Source organism: Williamsia soli (genome assembly GCF_017377795.1).
In the GTDB taxonomy this organism is placed as follows: Bacteria; Actinomycetota; Actinomycetes; order Mycobacteriales; family Mycobacteriaceae; genus Williamsia; species Williamsia soli.
The window spans coordinates 406,045-425,391 of the sequence record NZ_JAFRDR010000003.1; the positions used below are offsets into that span (position 1 = coordinate 406,045).

7 protein-coding genes are annotated in these 19,347 nt (G+C 66.2%); 5 read left to right on the forward strand and 2 right to left on the reverse strand.

Annotation, left to right across the window (positions count from 1 at the left end):
* Positions 1-135 precede the first annotated feature (135 nt).
* The 4 genes from J3S28_RS10515 to J3S28_RS10530 all read left to right on the forward strand — a co-directional run bounded on the left by J3S28_RS10515 (position 136) and on the right by J3S28_RS10530 (position 16,090).
* Complete coding sequence (locus J3S28_RS10515; RefSeq protein WP_272874163.1) at positions 136-13,962, forward strand: non-ribosomal peptide synthetase; 13,827 nt, start codon at positions 136-138, stop codon at positions 13,960-13,962.
* Positions 13,943-14,203, forward strand: coding sequence for an MbtH family protein (locus J3S28_RS10520; protein WP_237341359.1), 261 nt, complete (start codon positions 13,943-13,945; stop codon positions 14,201-14,203). The genes J3S28_RS10515 and J3S28_RS10520 overlap by 20 nt, the downstream gene beginning before the upstream one ends.
* On the forward strand, positions 14,196-15,182 hold the full coding sequence (locus J3S28_RS10525; RefSeq protein WP_207840270.1) for an ATP-binding cassette domain-containing protein: 987 nt from the start codon (positions 14,196-14,198) through the stop codon (positions 15,180-15,182). Before J3S28_RS10520 ends, J3S28_RS10525 begins: the two co-directional genes overlap by 8 nt.
* A 125-nt stretch (positions 15,183-15,307) precedes the next feature.
* Positions 15,308-16,090 (forward strand): ABC transporter permease, encoded by a 783-nt coding sequence (locus J3S28_RS10530; RefSeq protein ID WP_207840806.1) that lies wholly within the window; start codon positions 15,308-15,310, stop codon positions 16,088-16,090.
* A 78-nt stretch (positions 16,091-16,168) separates the two neighbouring features.
* Here J3S28_RS10530 and J3S28_RS10535 read toward each other — a convergent pair whose 3' ends face one another.
* Both J3S28_RS10535 and J3S28_RS10540 read right to left on the reverse strand, forming a co-directional pair.
* The gene (locus J3S28_RS10535; RefSeq protein WP_207840272.1) at positions 16,169-17,302 is read right to left on the reverse strand and encodes a hypothetical protein; all 1,134 of its coding nucleotides are present in this window, start codon (positions 17,300-17,302) and stop codon (positions 16,169-16,171) included.
* Positions 17,299-18,639 (reverse strand): hypothetical protein, encoded by a 1,341-nt coding sequence (locus J3S28_RS10540; RefSeq protein ID WP_207840274.1) that lies wholly within the window; start codon positions 18,637-18,639, stop codon positions 17,299-17,301. The genes J3S28_RS10535 and J3S28_RS10540 overlap by 4 nt, the downstream gene beginning before the upstream one ends.
* Positions 18,640-18,723: 84 nt before the next feature.
* On the opposite strand from J3S28_RS10540, the gene J3S28_RS10545 reads away from it, so the two are divergent.
* Positions 18,724-19,341: a hypothetical protein gene (locus J3S28_RS10545; RefSeq protein ID WP_207840276.1), complete on the forward strand. Its 618-nt coding sequence runs from the start codon at positions 18,724-18,726 to the stop codon at positions 19,339-19,341.
* The last annotated feature ends 6 nt before the right edge of the window (positions 19,342-19,347 follow it).

Here is a 19,347-nt window from a genome sequence, read left to right on the forward strand (position 1 = left end):
GGTCATCTGATCATTAATGCCACAGAAGACCCATCCGGCGTTGACCTCAGCCCGAACGACTAGCGAGATACAGACAGACTGCACAACGAAAACCACGGGAGGGGCGTTGTGAAGCGAGCCTTGAGCAGCACAAATATGGATTTTCCTTATACCGGCGACAACAAAATCGTCACCACAACTGAACTTACGGAACTTGATTCGCCTACAGAGGTCGACCAGACGTTTGCGATGACTGAAGCCCAGCGTGGCATCTGGTATGCACATCAGTTCGATTCTGAAGTCCCACTTTCTGTTTCGGCCTACGTCGAGTTCCGCGGACCGATGGACCTCGAAGCCCTCGCGAAAGCTGTGCATTACACCGCATCCGAGACCGAGTCCGGACTGCTGCGAGTGGTCGAAACCGACGCCGAACCCCGCCTGTATGTCGATCGCGACCTGGACGTCCCGCTCCAGTTCGTCGATCTGCGGGACGAGTCCGACCCGCATGAACGCGCGATGGAGTTCATGACAGCTCATCGCACCAAGCCCGTCGACCTGCAAACCGACCGGTTGCTCGAGGTCTTCCTGTTCGAACTCGGCGAAGACCATCGCATCTTCTACTGCTGGGGTCACCACCTGGCATTCGACGGCTACGCCGCCATGTTCATGATGACGGCCGTCGGGCAGCGCTACGGCGCCCTCCTCGATGGACGCGACTACACGGCCATGACCTCGGCAACCATGGCGGAGATCTCCGAGTTGGACCACGCCTATCGCGCGTCAGAGGAGTTCGAAGCCGACAGGGAGTACTGGCGGCAGCAACTCGACAGCATCGATCCCGAGGTCGCGGAGACTGCTCGCGCGTCACTGTCGCGAACCGAGACCAAACGCGGTTCGGACGCCGACGAAGACACGTCCGCGTCGGCCATCGCACGCATCGAGTACGGCCAGCTGAGCTCTGAGCTCGCGGCCACTCTGCGTGCGGTCGCCTCCGACAACGGCGTCCGGCCGGCATCTGTGATCACGGCTGCCGTCGCGCTGTACCTCGCGGGATTCACCGGACGCAACCAGACGGTCATCAGCCTGCCGGTGGCGGCACGTACCTCCGATCTGATGCGCACGAGCGCCGGCATGACGTCCAACGTGTTGCCCATCGGCGTGTCCGCGACGCCTCAGATGACCATCGCCGAGCTGCTCACCCACGCGAACTTCCAGATCAAGCATGCGCTCAAGCATCAGCGATTCCGGCACGAGGACATCTTGCGTGACCTCCTCGGAGACAACGGGTCAGAGCGTGACTTCTTCGGACCGATGGTCAACGTGATGCTGTTCTTCAGCCACATCGACTTCGGCCCGGTCAGTGGAGAGGTGCACCTGCTCTCCACCGGCCCGGTGGAAGACCTCTCGGTCAACGTGTACGAGAACTTCGGTAGCGACGAGATCATGTTTGATCTCGAAGCAAATCCCAATCGCTACACCAACGACGAGGTGCGCGAACACCATCAGCGGATCGAAGCCTTGCTCGAGGCACTGGTCACCAACGACCCGCAGACCACCATTGCGCACCTCGACATCGTCCGCCCCGAGGAGCGGCAGCGGGTGCTCTCCGACTGGAACGACACCGCGGCCAACTTCGCTGCACAAACACTCACCGAGCTTGTGGACCGCGCCGAAGCCGAGCACGTCGACTCCCCCGCACTTCTCGACGCGGACACCGCCGGAGCCGCACTGACCTATGGTGAACTCTCCTTCGCCACAACCGCGCTCGCCCGTCACCTGATCCAGCGAGGTGTCGGCCCCGAGTCGGTCGTCGCGGTGATGATCCCTCGCAGCATCGAGCAAGTGGTCGCCATCCACGCGGTCATCAAGGCCGGGGGCGCCTACCTGCCGATCAACCCCGACGACCCGGCTGACCGGATCGAGCACATCCTCACCACAGCAACCCCGGCGCTCGCTCTCGTGACCCCGGACCACCAAGACATCCCGGTGGCGACGGTGACAGTCGAGCTCGGCGAACTCCGCGCGACACGCGGTGACCCGATCACCGACGCCGACCGGCCTACGCCGCTGCGGCCCGAGCATCCCGCGTACGTCATCTTCACCTCAGGCTCGACCGGCAAGCCGAAAGGTGTCAGCGTGAGCCACGCTGCCATCGCCAACCGGCTGCAGTGGATGCAGGCCGAGTACGGTCTCGGGCGCCACGACCGCGTGATCCAGAAGACCCCGGCCACCTTCGACGTGTCCGTATGGGAGTTCTTCTGGCCCCTGATGAGCGGCGCCGCACTGGTGGTTCCGACACCCGATGGCCACCGCGACCCGTGGTACCTCCGCGAGGTCATCACCGCGCACCACATCACCGTCGCCCACTTCGTACCGTCGATGCTCGCGACCTTCGTCTCGGCTTTCGAATCAGGGGACCGGCCAGACGAAGGCACCCTCGACTCCCTGCGCCTGGTGTTCACCAGCGGTGAGGCACTGAGCACACCGACGGCCGTCCGCTTCGGCACCATCAGCTCTGCCCCGGTCCACAATCTGTACGGCCCGACCGAAGCTGCGGTGGACGTCACCTATCAGAACGACAGCGCTGCATCCGAGGGATCCTCCGTCCCGATCGGACGTCCGGTGGCGAACACCGCCGTTTACGTCCTCGACCAGCAGCTCCGCCCGCAGCCCGTCGGCGCCATCGGCGAGCTCTACCTGGCAGGCGACCAGCTCGCCCGCGGTTATGTTCGGCGCCCCGACCTGACGGCCGACCGTTTTGTCGCCAACCCCCATCAGCCCGGCCGCCGGATGTACCGTTCCGGCGACCTCGTCCGGTGGCGCGCGGACGGCACTCTCGACTACGTCGGCCGCAGCGACTTCCAGGTGAAGATCCGCGGACAGCGAATCGAGCTCGGTGAGGTCCAGGCGGCACTCGACGCGGTCACCGGAGTCAGGGAGGCCGTCGTCATCGCACGCACCGACGCGGCGACCTCTGAGACCATGCTCGTCGGCTACGTCACCGGTTCCGCGCTGCCTGCGGCCGCCGAGGTCCGCGCGGCACTGCGTGGGACCCTGCCCGAGTTCATGATCCCGGCCGCGATAGTCGAACTCGACGAGATCCCCACCACGTCGAACGGCAAGCTGGATCGACGCGCTTTGCCGGAGCCGCACTTCGAGGCGGTCGAGCTCGTGGACCAGCAACCCGCCGACGACCTCGAACTTGCTCTGTGCCAATTGTTTTCGAGCATCCTCGGCCGCGAGAGCACCGGAGCGGGGACCTCATTCTTCGACCTCGGCGGCAATTCGCTGCTCGCCACCAAGGTGGTGTCCCGGCTCAGCGCGATGGTTGGCGCCCGGATCGGGATCAAGGCACTCTTCGATGCACCTACCCCTGCCGAACTCGCCGCGGCACTGCGCGAGATGGGCATCGACGAGACGCAGATCGTCCCGGATCGGCGCAGCGCGATCCCTGTGGCCCCGGCGGACATCGACCGCATCCCGCTGTCTGCCGCTCAGCAGCGGGTCTGGTTCATCAACCGGTCCGACCCGGAATCGGGCGCGTACAACATCCCGTTCCGGCTCAAGCTCCGCGGCGACCTGAACATCGACGCCCTCGGTCAGGCGCTGCGCGATGTGGTTGCACGACAACAGATCCTGCGCACGGTCTTCCCCCTCGACGAACAGGGCCCCTTCCAGCGGGTACTGCCCGCCGACGAGGTGTCGGAGGAACTCACCGTAACGCCCATCGCCATCGAACCAGCTCAGGCAGAACGAGTTTCACGGGAGATCGCCGGCGAGGGCTTCGATCTCGGCGAACAGATCCCACTACGGGTCAAGTTACTTCAGGTGTCCGACGACGAGCACCGATTGGTGATCGTCCTGCACCACATCGCTGCAGATGGCCTGTCCCTGCCACCGTTGGCCCACGACATCTCCGTCGCCTACGCAGCGAGACACGCCGGTCAGGCCCCCCAGTGGCAGCCCCTGCCGATCCAGTACAGCGATTTCAGTGTGTGGCAGCAGAACCAGCTGACCGATGACACGAACGCTGATTCCATCGCTGCGCAATTGGAATACTGGGTCGACACCTTGTCCGACATCCCTGCGCAGACGGAACTGCCCGTCGACCGGCCCCGCCCCGCCGCCCCGACCATGCGCGCGGGTGGGCACAGCCTCACACTCGATGCCGGGGTCCACCGCGGACTACTCGCGCTGTCGGGTGCTCCCGGCGAACAGACCATGTTCACCGTCGTCCACGCACTGATCGCCACTTTGCTGCGCCGGATGGCCGCCGACGACGACATCTCGGTCGGAACTCCGGTCGGCGGGCGGGGCGATGACGCCCTCGACCAACTCGTCGGCATGTTCGTCAATACCGTGGTGCTGCGGGCGCCGGTGAGCAAGTCCGACACGTTCTCCGAACTACTCACCCGGTTGCAGGCGGTGACCCTCGACGCGCTCGCGCACGCCGACGCCCCGTTCGAGCAGGTCGTACAAGAACTCAACCCGGACCGCTCGACTCCCGCCCACCCGCTCTTCCAGGTCAGCATCGCGGTCAACGAGAACTCTCGCGTCACCATCGAGTTGCCCGGCGTCAGTGTCGATGCCGCGCCGATCCCGACGGGTCTGATCAAGTTCGACATGCAGTTCACGATCACCGAGCACCTCGACGACCGGGGTGAACCAGCCGGCGTAGAGGTCGAGATCGAGTACGCCTCAGATCTTTTCGATCATTCGACCATCCGAGCACTGGGCAAACGCCTGCAGCGACTCGCGCGCGGGGTCCTGACCCATCCGACCCGCCCGATCGGAGACATCGGCATCCTCGGCCGCGGCGAGGAAGCATCACTGGTGCCTGCCACCGGACCCACCCCGCGTCGTCCCCGGACATTGCCCGGAATCCTCGCTGCCGCAGTCGAGGAGAACCCGCACGCCATCGCAGTTCGCGATACGCGGGACCACCTCACCTACGCAGAACTCGACGCTCGCTCCGATTGGCTCGCCCACCTGTTGATCGGCGAAGGGATCGGCCCGGAAGACTTTGTCGCCGTGGCAATCCCCCGATCGATCCACTGGATCGTCGCCCTCTGGGCAACCGCGAAGACCGGCGCCGCCTGGGTACCGGTGGATCCCAAGTATCCGATGGAGCGCATCAACCACATCGTTTCCGACTCGGGTGCGCGGCTGTGCCTGACGATCAGCGAAGCACCGGTCACTCCCGACGACACCCCCACGATGGCAATCGACCACCCTGAGCTGCTCGAGCGACTCCGCACTGCCGTCGCCCGTCCCGTCAGCGACTCCGATCGGATCGCTCCGCTCACGCTGGACAATCCGGCATACCTGATCTACACCTCCGGAACCACCGGCACCCCAAAGGGCGTCGTGGTCAGCCACCACGGACTGGTCGACTTCACCACGGAGCAGGTCCAGCGGTTCCGCGTCGAACCCGACAGCGTCACACTGCATTTCGCGTCCCCCAGCTTCGACGCATCTGTTCTGGAAGTACTGATGGCCGTCGGCGGAGCCGCAACGATGGTCATCGCACCACCCCACGTGCTCGGCGGTAACGAACTCCAAGAGGTGCTGGCCGATGCCTCGGTGACCCACGCGTTCGTGACCCCGTCCGTCCTGGCGACAATGGACCCGAGTTCTCTGCCGACCCTGTCCACCGTGATCATCGGTGGCGAGCACCCGAACCCGGAGGTCGTGTCCCGCTGGGCACGAGATCGCAGCCTGTTCAACGCATACGGTCCGACAGAGGCGACAGTGGCCGCGACCATCTCGGCCCCCATCACCCCTGAAGGCGCGCTCAGCATCGGCGGTCCGGTGCGAGGCATGGATCTCCTCGTGCTCGACGAGCGACTGCAGCCCGTACCCGTCGGCGCGGTCGGGGAGCTGTATCTGGCGGGCGGCCATCTCGCCCGCGGTTATCACCGGCGCACCCGTCGCACATCGGAATCCTTCTTGGCGAACCCCTTTGGGCGCGACGGCGACCGTATGTACCGAACCGGCGACCTGGTGCGCTGGACATCGGCAGCCGAACTCGAGTTCCTGGGCCGGGCCGACAGCCAGGTCAAGGTGCGCGGATTCCGCATCGAACTCGGCGAGATCGACGCGGCTCTGGTCCGCGACGATCTCGTTGCCGAGGCGGTGACGATCGCCCGTCCGGGCCGGGACGGCTCCACCGAATTGGTGTCGTACGTGAGCCCCGCCCGCGCGCAGACCCTGCAATCGGATTCCCTTCGAGATCGATTGACCCGCCAGCTGCCGGGGCACATGGTGCCTCGGATCATCATGGTGATCGACAAGTTGCCGGTGACCCCAAGCGGCAAGATCGACTACCGGGCATTGCCCGAACCGTCGCGTGGCGCCGGCGACACCTCCACCGACAACGGCGGCAGCCCCCGTGGTCGCCGCGAGCTCGAGGTCGCGGCGATATTCGCCGAGGTCGTCGGCCGCGACGCCGATCAGATCGGCCGCGCCGAGGACTTCTTCGAGATGGGCGGCAACTCGTTGATGGCCACCCAGGTCGTCGCGCGACTCGAGACATCGATGGGCCGGCGAATCCCGGTCCGGACCCTCTTCGACAATCCGACCATCTCGCGGCTGGCCCGCGCCTGCTCGTCGGCCGACGGAGAGCAGATCGCGCCCCTGCCCGAACTCATCGCGCGTGATCGGCCCGACACCGGCCTCGACTCGGTGCCGGCGTTGGCCGCGTCACGACTGTGGTTCCTCAACCGGCTCGAACCGGAATCCGGCGCCTACAACATCGCGTTCGCCGTCGGTCTCGAAGGCGATCTGAACGTGCAGGCCCTCGAGCAGGCACTCTCGGATGTGACCGACCGCCACGAACCGCTGCGCACGATCTACCCCGAGGACGACGGCAAGCCGCAGGTACACGTGCTCGCAGCGCCGACCTTCGACCTGACCGCCCGCGAGATCGCACCCACCGAGCTCGCAGACCACCAGAGCAGCTTGGCTGCACAAGGTTTCGACCTCCGCAGCGAGCATCCGATCCGGGCCGAGCTGGCGAAGACCGGCGAACAGCACCATGTGCTGACCATGGTGATCCATCACATCGCCGCCGACGGCTGGTCCCTGCGGCCGCTCGCTACAGACCTCGCGCAGGCCTACCAGGCACGTAGCGGAAACCTGGCGCCCGACTTCGCGCCGCTGCCCGTCCGATTCCGTGATTTCGCGGAATGGCAACGGGCAGCCCTCGGCGACGATCGCGATCAGGACAGTCGGGTCAATTCGCTCCTCGACTGGTGGCGCGGTACGTTGGCCGGCGTCCGCAGGCAATCGATGCTCCCTGAGACGATCACCGGCCTCAATGGAAGTGGGACAGTCGATTTCAGCGTCGACGCCACGATCCTGCAGCGACTGAACGAAGTTGCTCGCTCCCGCGACGCCAGCCTGTTCATGGTCATGCACAGTGCGCTGGCCACACTGCTGCACCGGCTCAGCACCGATCCCGCGGTACACCTCGAAGGTGCTGATTCGGACGTCGTGATCGGCAGCCCCGTCGCCGGACGCGATCATCCCCAGCTGGCCGAACTGGTCGGGATGTTCGTCAACACCGTGGTGCTCCGCACCGTGGTTCCGGGGCACACCTCGTTCGCCGACCTGGTCGACCGGGTGCGCGACAACGACATCGACGCGTTCTCCCATGCGGATGTGCCCTACGACCAGCTGGCAGCAGCGGTGGCGGGCGATCGACGGCAGCAGGATCCGCTGGTACGGGTGGCGCTTGCCTTCGCAGAGGACTCCGGACCCGATCTCGCGCTGGGTGACCTGCGCGCGGAGGTGTCCGAAATCGACACTGCCGGTACCCGGTTCGATCTCGAGCTCCGCGTCACCGGCGCATCGATGCGGCTCACCTACGCTCGCGGCAAGTATCGCCGTGACACCGTCGAGGCGATGGCGCAGCGATTCGTCCGCATCCTGGAAGCCGTAGCCGCCGACCCCGGTATCTCGGTCGACGACATCGACATCCTCGCCGAGACCGAATGGCCTACAGCCGAGGTGTCGGTGGACGAGCAGGGTGATGCCTGGTCGGACAACGAGATCCTCCTTCCCGATCTGCTCGCCGACGCCAGCTCGCGTAACCCCGACGCGGTGGCGCTCGAGTTCGAGCCCGGCCAGTGGTCCACCCCCGGGGCGACGAGCGATCAGCGCGCGCTGACCTACCGCGAGCTGGACGAGTGGTCCAACCGGTGGGCGCGCTACCTGCTCAGCCTCGAGATCGGGCCAGAAGATGTGGTGCCGATCGCGCTGAGCCGCAGCGCCGCCTCGGTGGCCGCGCTCTGGGCGATCACGAAGACCGGCGCGGCCTTCGTGCCCGTCGATCCCGGCTACCCGGCCGAGCGGATCGAGCACATGATCGCCGATTGCGGCGCCACCGTCGGCATCACCGACGAGGTGACGGCACCCGATCTGCCGACCGGTGTCCGGTGGATCAGTCTCGACGGACAGCTCGGCGCAGCAGTCGAAACCATGAGTGGACGCAGGCTCAAGCGCCAGCGCTGGGCCACACCCGACAACACCGCGTACATCATCTACACCTCGGGGTCGACGGGCGTACCCAAGGGCGTCGCCGTCACCCACCGCGGGCTGGCCCCGCTCGCAACCGAGCAGCGCGAGCGCTACGGCATCGGGACCGATTCTCGTACCTTGCATTTCGCATCGCCCAGCTTCGACGCGTCCATCCTCGAGCTGCTCCTCGCCGTATCCGCCGGAGCGACCATGGTCATCGCGCCGCGCATCTACGGCGGGATCGACCTGGAGAACTTCCTGCGGGACCACCACATCACACACGCCTTCATCACCCCCGCTGCGCTGGCGACGGTCCCGGGAACGGATCTACCGGAGCTGCGGGCCCTGGCCGTCGGCGGCGAGGCCTGTGGTCCCGAGCTGGTGGAGAAGTGGGCGCCCGGCCGTACGTTCCTCAATGCCTACGGCCCGACCGAGACCACCGTCGTCTCGCTGATGGCCGAGTTGCACGCCGCCTCCGAGGGAACGGGACAGACCGTCATACCCATCGGTACCCCGGTACGCGGCGAGCGGGCGCTCCTGCTCGACGCCCGCCTGCGTCCGGTGCCTGCCGGCGTCCCCGGCGAGCTGTACCTCAGTGGCGCCGGTGTCGCCCGCGGCTACCTGCAGCGGGCAGGTTTGACGGCAACCCGGTTCATCGCCAGCCCGTTCGGTGATTCCGGCGAAGTTCTCTACCGGACCGGCGACGTCGTCGTGTCCGATCCCGACGGGGTCATCACCTACCTCGGACGCAGCGACAGCCAGGTCAAGCTACGCGGCTTCCGCATCGAACTCGGCGAGATCAATGCGGCACTGACCGCCCGCCCCGACATCCGGTTCGCGGTGACGGTCGTGCGCGGCCATGGTGAAGGTGCGAGCCTCGCCAGTTATGTCGTGCCCGAGGAGAACGTCGACGGATCCCTCGATCTCGAGGACGTCCGGCGCCACCTGCAGTCACGCCTTCCGCGGCATCAGGTTCCGGCATCGATCACCTCCATCGACGAGATCCCGCTGACTCCCAACGGCAAGTTGGACAACAAAGCCCTGCCCGAGCCGGCGGCGGCGAACCGGGCCGAGCGACGCCCCGTCACCGGCGACACCCAGCAGTCGCTGGCCGAGCTGTTCGCCGACGTTCTCGGAGTCCCCGCCGACCAGGTGGGAGCCGATGACGACTTCTTCGAACTCGGCGGAACCTCGTTGACCGCCACCCAGCTGATCAGCCGGATCAATCGTTCGCTCGGCACGGACCTGCCCGTGAAGGTCGTCTTCGACCACCCGACCGTCAGCGATCTTGCACAGTTCGCCGCCGAGGGTGACACCTCTGCGAGCCCCGAACGCACCCCGCTGACCGGCGCAGCCGAACACGTGACCAGCGCGCCGCTGTCGCTGGCCCAACGGCGGCTGTGGTTCCTCGCGAGCACCGATCCCGAATCGGCTGCCTACAACGTCCCGTTCGCGGTGGATTTCCACGGCGAACTGTCCGTGGACGCCCTGCGCTCGGCCCTCATCGATCTGCTGGACCGGCACGAGAGTCTGCGCACCCTGTTCCCCGAGGTGGACGGCGAGGCCGTACAGGTTCCGGAACCGGACGCCGCGAAGATCGTCGGCAATCGCCTCCCGGTGGAGCACCACGACGACGCCGATCGCGACGAACTCGTGTTGGCTACGGCTGCACAGGGATTCGACCTGGCGACGCAGGCCCCCGTCCGCTTCCGGTTGCTCCGCACCGGGCCACTGAGCCACACCCTGGTGGTGGTGGTGCATCACATCGCCGCTGACGGCTGGTCACTGCCGACCCTCTTGGGCGATCTGATGACCGCGTACCGGGCGCGCATCTCCGATGCCGCGCCGGAGTTCGAGCCGCTGCCGGTGAGCTACATCGATCACACCCTCTGGCAACGCGCCACGGTGGGATCCCCCGAGGACCCCGAGAGCGCCGCACACCGTCAGCTCGAGTACTGGCGGGGCGTATTGCAGGGCGCCCCCACCGATTCCACGATTCCCTCACTCACCGAGAACGCGATGGGTGTGGCCGGCGCCGACACCGATCACAGTGGCGGGAACACCGTCCTGACCATCGACGACGATCTGCGAGGTGCGATAGCAGACCTGGCACGGCATGAGGGTGTGAGCCCGTTCATGCTCATGCACGCAGCGCTCGCCGTGCTGATGTACCGGATGGGAGCGGGTTCCGATGTGCTGATCGGCACCCCGGTCGCCGGTCGGTTCGAGCCCGAACTGCAACGGGTGGTCGGCATGTTCGTCAACACGCTTGCATTGCGCAGCGCGCTCGACCCGACCTCATCGTTCACCACCCTGCTCTCGGAGATCCGCGAGAGCGATCTCGAAGCGCTTGCCCACGTGGACATACCGTTCGACGACGTGGTGGCGGCTGTGAATCCGCAGCGCGTGGTCGGTCGGCATCCGCTCTTCCAGATCGCGCTGTCGGTGCACGATTGGTCCGAGAGCAGCCTCGGCGGTGATCTCGATGCCGGCCCCGGACTGTCAGCACAGGTCACCGAGGTCGACACCCCTACCGTCAAGTTCGACCTGCAGTTCACCGTCACCGGGATCAACCCGGGTGCGGACGGTCAGGCCCGGATCAAGATGACCTACGCGAACGCGCTCTACGACGAGCGGACCGCGGAAGCCATTGCCGGGCGCCTGGTCAGGGTGCTGCGCGCCGTCACCGACACCCCCGAGCGGCCGATCGGCGACACCCCGGTCACGGACTTCGTCGAAGAGGCGACCCTGGCACCGGTACGCGGCCTGCCCGCGCCTCGGCCGCGGGCGTTGGCCGAGTTGTTCTCCGCGGCGGTGCGCGACAATCCGGATGGCACGGCGTTGATCGATGCGCACACGAGCGTCAGCTATCGAGAGGTCGACTACCGGTCGAACAAGCTGGCCCGGTTGTTGCTCCGCCGGGGCCTCGGCCCCGATTCGCTGGTGGCCATGGCCATCCCGCGTTCTGTGGACTCGATCATCGCGACGCTCGCGATCACGAAGACGGGCGCAGCATTCCTTCCCGTCGACCCGTCCTATCCCTCGGCCCGCATCGAACACATGTTGTCCGACAGCCGGGTTCGCGTCGGCATCACGATGGCCGAGCACGCACAGTCGTTGCCCGCTGCAGTGGACTGGTTCGTCCTCGACGACGCGGCAGTGCACGGCGCCACCACGGCGCTGTCGGCATTGCCGCTGACACGCGATGAGATCGGTGACGGGATCCGGCACGAGCAACTGGCGTACATCATCTACACGTCGGGATCCACCGGCCGACCGAAGGGCGTGATGGTGTCCCATCGCGGTCTCGCTGCGGTGCACGACGAGCTCAAGGCCAAGATGTGCCCCGAATCCGCCTCCCGGGTACTGCATTTCGCGTCACCGAGTTTCGATGCGTCGGTACTCGAGATGCTGATGGCCATCTCCGGCCGTGCAGCGCTGGTCATCAGCCCGGTGGACATCTACGGCGGCGAGCAACTGGCCGACTTCCTCGAACTCAGCGCGGTCACGCACGCGTTCATCACCCCGGCCGCCCTTGCGAGCCTCGACCACCGTCGGGTCCGTGGCCTGCGGACGATTGCCGTCGGCGGCGAGAGCTTCGGACGCGACCTGGTCCGTAAGTGGTCGGACGGCCGCACGATGTACAACGTCTACGGGCCGACCGAGACGACCGTCATCACCACCTGCAGCAATCCGCTGACCCCAGAGGGTCCGATCACGATCGGTTCTCCCAACCGTGGTGTCCGGGCACTGGTGCTCGACAGTCGCCTGCATCCGACCCCGGTCGGCGTGGCCGGCGAGCTCTACCTCATCGGCGATCAGGTGACCCGCGGATACTTCGGTCGCCCCGATCTGACGTCGGCGCGATTCGTCGCCAATCCGACCGGGGTGGGCGGCGAGCGGATGTACCGCACCGGCGACGTCGTACGGTGGACCGCTGCCCGGACGCTGCAGTACATCGGTCGCAGCGACGATCAGGTACAGGTGCGCGGCTTCCGCATCGAACTCGGGGAGATCGATGCGGTCCTCGCCGGCTTCGACGAGGTCCGGCACTCCACGACCATCGTGGACGGCGACTCGGACCGGCAGGCACGTCTGCTGAGCTACATCGTCGTCGCAGACGGTGTCGATGTGGACGTTGCGTCGCTGCGAGAGCAGTTGTCGCACAAACTTCCTCGGCACATGGTGCCGTCGGCGATCACGGTCCTCGACGAGATCCCCATGACCCCGGTCGGCAAACTCGACAAGGCTGCCCTGCCGAAACCCGAGGTGTCGACGACGACGGGCCGCGCGCCGGCACCCGGCACAGAGACGCTCGTGGCAGCCGCGTTCGCCAAGGCGCTCGACCTCGAGACGGTGACCGCAAACGATGGCTTCTTCGACCTCGGCGGCAACTCACTCTTGGCCACCAAGGTGATCGCCACGCTGCGGGAGGAAGCCGACATCGCGGTGCCCGTCGGCTGGATGTTCAGTGACTCGACCACCGAGGAGCTCGCAGCCCGCATCGACAGCGAGCGGCACCGCGCGGCGAACGACCCCGATGCGGCCCCGGCTGTACCCGCCGACGATCCGGCGCTGGCACCTCTGCTGTCGCTGCGTGCCACCGGCACCCGGCATCCGGTGTTCGCCGTACATCCCGCGCTGGGCGTCGCCTGGAGCTACACGTCCCTGCTCACACATCTCGACTCCGACCAACCGCTGTACGGGTTGCAGAACCCCGCACTGTCCGGTGGGCCGAAGTTGCGCTCGGTCCCTGATCTGGCGGATTTCTATGTGCAACAGGTCCGTTCGGTACAGCCGCAGGGGCCTTACCATCTGGTCGGCTGGTCGCTGGGTGGTTCGATCGTCCACGAGATGGCCGTTCAGCTCCGAGAGCAAGGCCAACAGGTGGACCTGCTGATGCTGCTCGACTCCTACGTGATCCCGGGCAGGCCTGAGCTCAACGTCGAACCCTCGGTCGGAGAGCTACTGGAAGAGTTCGGTTTCTCCGATGTTCGCGAAGCCCTCGGTCACGACGTGGATGCCGACCTGAGCATCGAGCAGGCGACGGAGATCGTCCACCAAGCCGAAGGGCCACTGGCCCACCTGTCGGTCACCGCTCTCGAATCGCTGTACGAGGCGTACGTGGCAGCGACCGCGGTCGCCCGGGATTGGACACCGCGACGCTACGAAGGTGACGTCGTATTCGTCACTGCGGCAGAAGATCCGCCTGCGGGGCAACCCGCGATCGAGGATTGGCGAGAGCATGTCTCGGGCGAGATCGATCACATCACCGCGCCGTGCCGGCACAGCCAGCTTCTCGATTCCGAGCACGTCGCCCCGGTGGCCGACGCGCTGCGCGATCACCTCGATGCGCTCGCCGGAGCACACCGGGTCCACGACGCGACCACAGACAAGTTCCACAGTGCCGACAAGTACGAATCAGCCAGGGAGAGGACACATCATGATGAATCCATTCGATGACGAGCGGGGTACGTTCCGCGTTCTGGTCAACCACGAGGGCCAGCATTCCCTGTGGCCGGATTTCGCGCCCGTGCCCGGTGGCTGGACATCCCAGCACGGACCGTCCGGCCGCGAGGATTGCCTGCAGTACGTCGAGCAGAACTGGCGCGATATCGCTCCGATGAGCCTCAAGCAGTCGATGTCAGAACGTAAGCACGAGATCCGAGCAGTCCGCGACGACAAGTGGTGGATCAATGGATGAGTATGCGATCGAGGTCTCCGGTCTGACGAAGACCTTCGGTGGCAAGTTCGGGCGCGGTGAACCTCATCGCGCACTCGGGGGTGTCGACCTGCAGGTCAAGCGGGGTACCGTTCATGCTCTCCTCGGACCCAACGGGGCCGGCAAGACCACGACCGTGCGGGTGATATCCACTCTGCTCAAACCCGATGAGGGCACGGTCACCGTACTGGGCACCGACGCCCTGGCCGATCCCGCCAAGGTTCGTCGCAGCATCGGGGTCTCCGGACAGTACGCCGCGGTGGACGGCAACCTGACCGGTTGGGAGAACCTCCGCATGGTCGCGCGCCTGTACGGCCTCAAACGGAAGGCCGCCGGCGCTCGCGCCGACGAACTGATCAATGACTTCCGGCTCACCGACGCACGAGATCGTCCCTCGCGCACCTACTCCGGCGGCATGCGCCGCCGACTCGATCTCGCCGGCTCGCTGATCGCGAGGCCCGGCGTCGTCATCCTCGACGAACCCACCACCGGCCTCGACCCACGAGGTCGACGCGAGATGTGGGCACTGATCGAGAATCTCGTCAGCACGGGCACCAGCGTGCTCCTGACCACGCAGTACCTCGAGGAGGCCGACGCCCTCGCCGACATCATCACGGTGATCGACAAGGGCGTGGTGGTCGCGAAGGGCACCGCCGCCGAACTGAAGGCCGCGTCCCAGTCCACCCTGCTGACAGTGGAAGTGGCTCAGGGCTATGACCGGGACCGGCTCATCGCCGTGCTGACCGAATACGGATCGGGCGAACCGTACAGTCACGCGCACTCGATGGCTTGGCATGTTCCAGTCGCGCACGGCAACGCCAGTGCGGCAGCGATCATCCAGGCTCTGTCCGAGACGGGCGTGATGGTGTCGGACTTCACCGTCGACGCCCCCACGCTCGACGACGTCTTCCTGAACCTGACGTCGACCACCCCCGACAAAGACGAGGAGCGTGCTGCGTGACGACAACATCGGCACAGCCGACTCCCGACGACACGAAGCGTGCGAACGAGAAGCAGGAGAAACCGAACAAGGTGACCGCGACGTCGATGGGTTCTGAGGACTTCCTTCCCGCGAAAGGTGGCGGACTGTTCTCCGACAGCTCGGTGATGGCGGGGCGAAATCTGCTGACCATCCGCCGGGTACCGACGCTGCTCGTGAGCGCCACCGTGCAGCCCTTCATGTTCGTCTTCCTCTTCGCGTACGTGTTCGGTGCGACCCTCGGCGGCGCGTCCTACCGCGAGTTCCTGATGGCAGGAATCTTCACGCAGACAGTTGTTTTCAACTCGGCCTTCACCACTGTCGGACTCGCCCAGGACTTACAGTCCGGCATTGTCGATCGCCTGCGGACGCTGCCCATGTGGTCGCTGGCGGTAGTGCTCGGACGGACACTGTCCGATCTCTTGGTCAGCATCGTCAGCGTCGCCGTCATGGCGCTGTGTGGCCTGGTCATCGGCTGGCGCATCCGCGGCAGCGCACTCGATGCGTTGATCGCCCTCGGCCTGATCCTGTTGCTCGCGTTCGCGATGTCGTGGGTCGGTGCGTTCTCCGGCCTCATGGCGCCCAATGTCGAGGTGGCGCAGAGCGTCGGTTTCGTGTGGATGTTCCCGATGACGTTCCTCTCGAGCGCGTTCATCTCGGCGCAGAGTCTGCCCGGGCCGCTCAAGACAATCGCAGAGTGGAATCCGATCACCGCCGTGGCCACTGCATCTCGGCAGTTGCTCGGTAACGCGGCGCCTGCCGACTTCCCGCAAGCGACGGGCTGGGTGGCAGACAACGCAGTGCTCTATTCAGTCCTCACGTGCGCTGCGATCCTCGTCGTGTTCGTGCCGTTGTCGCTGTGGCGTTACCGCTCAGTCGCCAGCCATTAGCCGATCCTGGTGGGTTTTGGCAACCATTTCCGCAGGTCACGGTCGCCAGAACCCACCAAATTCGGATGCGTGAACAGGTCAGTAGTCGGATTCGGCCGCCAAGATCTCGGCAAGGAACGCGTCGGCGGGCGGCGCGGCGAGGCGCGCACGCACGAAGGCCCGCACCCGTTCACGGGCTTGTACCGGCTCTGATACCGCCGCCCCCACAGTCAAGGCTGTCGACGACCAATCATGGCCCCACAGCTCTGACTCCGTTGCAGCGTCATCGCCGGCGCTGAGCTCGATCCTCGCGGCACCATTGCCGTCCAGTACGGCCGCTCCGGCGATCGCACCCGAGCGCAAGGTGACGGCGATACCCGCCGGGTCGCCCCCGATCAACATTGTCCGGACGACCGCTGTTGCGGCGTCGCCAGAACCGGCTGGTATCAGCCATTCCGCTGTGTTCTCGGCAGCATCGAAGGTGTGCGGCGGGACAGCGCCCCACTTGATCGACGCCGTACCCCGTGCGATCGCGCCCGAATTGGTGCCGGCTGTTGCGCCCGCCGCGAGGGCGTAGTCGTCCTGCCTGCCGGCTTCGGCCGTCGCGCGTGGATCCGAGTTGTCCAGCGTGTCGGCGAGATCGAGCCACAGTGCCGAGTCAGGGCCGGCGCCGGCGCCGGTTTCCTCCACCAGTTCGACTGCGCGAGATACCAGTTCCACGATCCGATGATCGCCACCACGTGCGTGCCTGGTCAGAGCAACCGCATGCGGCGCGAGCAACGCGGCCACGTCGGAGTCGAAGGTGTCGGCGGGGAAAAAGTGTTGGGCATCTGCCGTCAGTACTGCGACCTCGGCGTCGAGGAGGGCGGCGTCCAGCGGTCCGATCGCGTCGCGAACACTGGTCGGCCACCAGCGACGCAGCCAGTGTCCGAGCGCGAGCCGCCGTGGCACCTCGAGCGCCCCTGCGACGATCTCGACGTCGTCGATCTCGAGAGAGTCTGGCCCGACAGCCGGATCCGCCATACCGGCGGCAAGTGCGATGTGACCGTCTTCCCCGACCACATGCCACAGCCAGTCGGCCTGATCGTGGTCGAGAAAGGTGATCTGAGGCGGGTCCGTCGCATCAACAGTCCACGACATCACCGCGCCACCGACCTCGAGTACGGCGACCAGTGGCGGACCTTCTACCTCTGGGCCGATGGTCCACAGCCTCGATTGCGGGTGCAGCCTCATATCGCCGCCACACCCGATGCCGGGTTCAGTTGATTCTCCAACATTGCCTTGATGCGCTGGCGCTGGTCCAGGCTCGTCGACCGCGCCACCCCATCCAGCAGCGCGCGAACATCGTCGACGTCGGCGCATGTTTCCTGCCACACGTCGCGACCGTGCAATCTGGCCCACAGCCGGCTCAGGTATGGCCGGGCGAACGCCCGGAGATCATCGACCACCCGCTGCTGGCGCGGATGCAATGCGGTGTCTCCGGCAAGGCAGCGTCGCGCGTGCAGCACATACGCCTCCTTGCGCAGTCGCGCTTGGATCTGCATCGCCAAAGCGGTCTGGGGAGTGTGCTTCTCGTCGAGAGGCACGAGGTCGACGGCGACCTCGATGCCGGCGATCAATGTGGCCTGGCGATCTTCGCCGAGTAGGCCCCATGGCGCACACGCGCGGTCCACCTCCTCGTCGCACAGCAGGGGGACGTCAGGGAGCTCGGTCTGGTCGAGGCCGCGGCGCAGGGTGGCCCGGACCCGCTCGGCAACCGTCCGGTCGAGCGGCCGATCGCCACGCGGTTCGCCGAGTACGGTCGGACGTTGTTGTGGAGCAACAGAACTCAGCCCGACGTCGACGATTGACCACGGGAGTACCGATACTTCGTCCCGAGCGAGCGCCCCGAGGTTGAACGGTGTCTCATCGGCGATGAGCGCCGACCACACCCGCTGCCGGGCGCCGCGGGAGCTGTGATCGTCGGCCGGCCCCAACACTGCGGGCAGGCCTGAAAGAAACGGCCCGGTGATTGACCCGCCGGGTGCCACATCACCCCAACTGGCTGCCAGTTGCCGCGTGAGTTTGTCCACCACGGCAGGATCGGACAGATGGTCGGTGAGAACCGCACCCGCAGTTCGGTCCCGGTCCCCATGTAGTTCGAGCAGCGTCGCCTCTGCGACATCGTCTGCGTCAGCCTGCGGCACCCCTACGGTGACGGCAAGCTCGAAACAGATCGGAAAGTACATCTCCTGGGCATTCCCGGTGGTGATCCGGAGCCGCTTGCGAGCCTTCTTCAGGAAGGTGAACCACGTGGCGGTCAACACCAGTTCGCGGCCATGGGCTGTGATCAAGGCATCGACGGCGGCGGCGGCCTCGCCCGCGAGGATCGGTGTGGAGAACTGCGGATTCACGCGCAGCCGCAACACCAGCGGATCGAGGATGCGTTTGACAGTGCGCCGCAGCGGTCCCCCGTCCGTGCTGCTGAGCACCTCGAGTCCCGGACCGATACGTCGCCACGCCTCGTCGATCACCGCCCGTCGTGGACGGGCCACCGACACGTCGGTCGTCACCTGCAGCCCCGTACTCATCAGGCGATCGTAGACCGAGGCGGCCGAGTCGAACCAGTGCCGAAGTTGGGATCGGTAGCCGCTCGCGGACGAGATCGTTGACGCATGCGAACACGACTTTCCCACCTGAAGACCACCTCGATGACGTCCATCCGACCACGACGAGGCCCGGCGAGACCCCCAGCATCGGCCATCGGCCTCGGGACAGTGTCGGGCGCCGCCGAAGGCTGTCAGGGCTCCGCGGTGGCCGTCGACGTCGAAACCGTCTCAGGCGAACGCTTTCGCGGGGCGCTCACCACCTCCACCTGTCACGGCGCGGCCCTCGACCTGAGGCCCGGAGTGGTCATCGCGGTCAGATTCGATCCGGACAGGCCGGCCGTTCTCACCCTTGCCGACGACATGATCGCTGCGCGTGCAGCGTTCGACCACATGCTGATCCGTAAAGGACTCACGACCACCGAGAAGATCGATCTCGTGCGGCGGGGAAACCGGTCTCAGGGTGTGGTGACCGCGGTGCGCGTCACCGGCGATGTGATCGAGGACCATCAAGAGGTCACGGTCGACCTGATGGTCAGCAAGACCGACGGTGGACAATTCGCCGCCCGTGAAACCGCCTACATTCCAGCCACATCCGTGGCCTCGGTGGCGCCGGGGAGCGTGATCGCCGTCTACTATCGGCCTGCAGACGAATCGACGATCTCGATCACGGTTCCCAGGGCCTGACACACT

Bases quoted from the DNA above. Each gene is read 5' to 3' on its own strand.
- J3S28_RS10525 (WP_207840270.1), top strand. From the start codon at position 14,196: ATGGATGAGTATGCGATCGAGGTCTCCGGTCTGACGAAGACCTTCGGT.
- J3S28_RS10540 (WP_207840274.1), bottom strand. From the start codon at position 18,639: ATGAGTACGGGGCTGCAGGTGACGACCGACGTGTCGGTGGCCCGTCCA.
- J3S28_RS10515 (WP_272874163.1), top strand. From the start codon at position 136: ATGGATTTTCCTTATACCGGCGACAACAAAATCGTCACCACAACTGAA.
- J3S28_RS10535 (WP_207840272.1), bottom strand. From the start codon at position 17,302: ATGAGGCTGCACCCGCAATCGAGGCTGTGGACCATCGGCCCAGAGGTA.
- J3S28_RS10520 (WP_237341359.1), top strand. From the start codon at position 13,943: ATGATGAATCCATTCGATGACGAGCGGGGTACGTTCCGCGTTCTGGTC.
- J3S28_RS10545 (WP_207840276.1), top strand. From the start codon at position 18,724: ATGCGAACACGACTTTCCCACCTGAAGACCACCTCGATGACGTCCATC.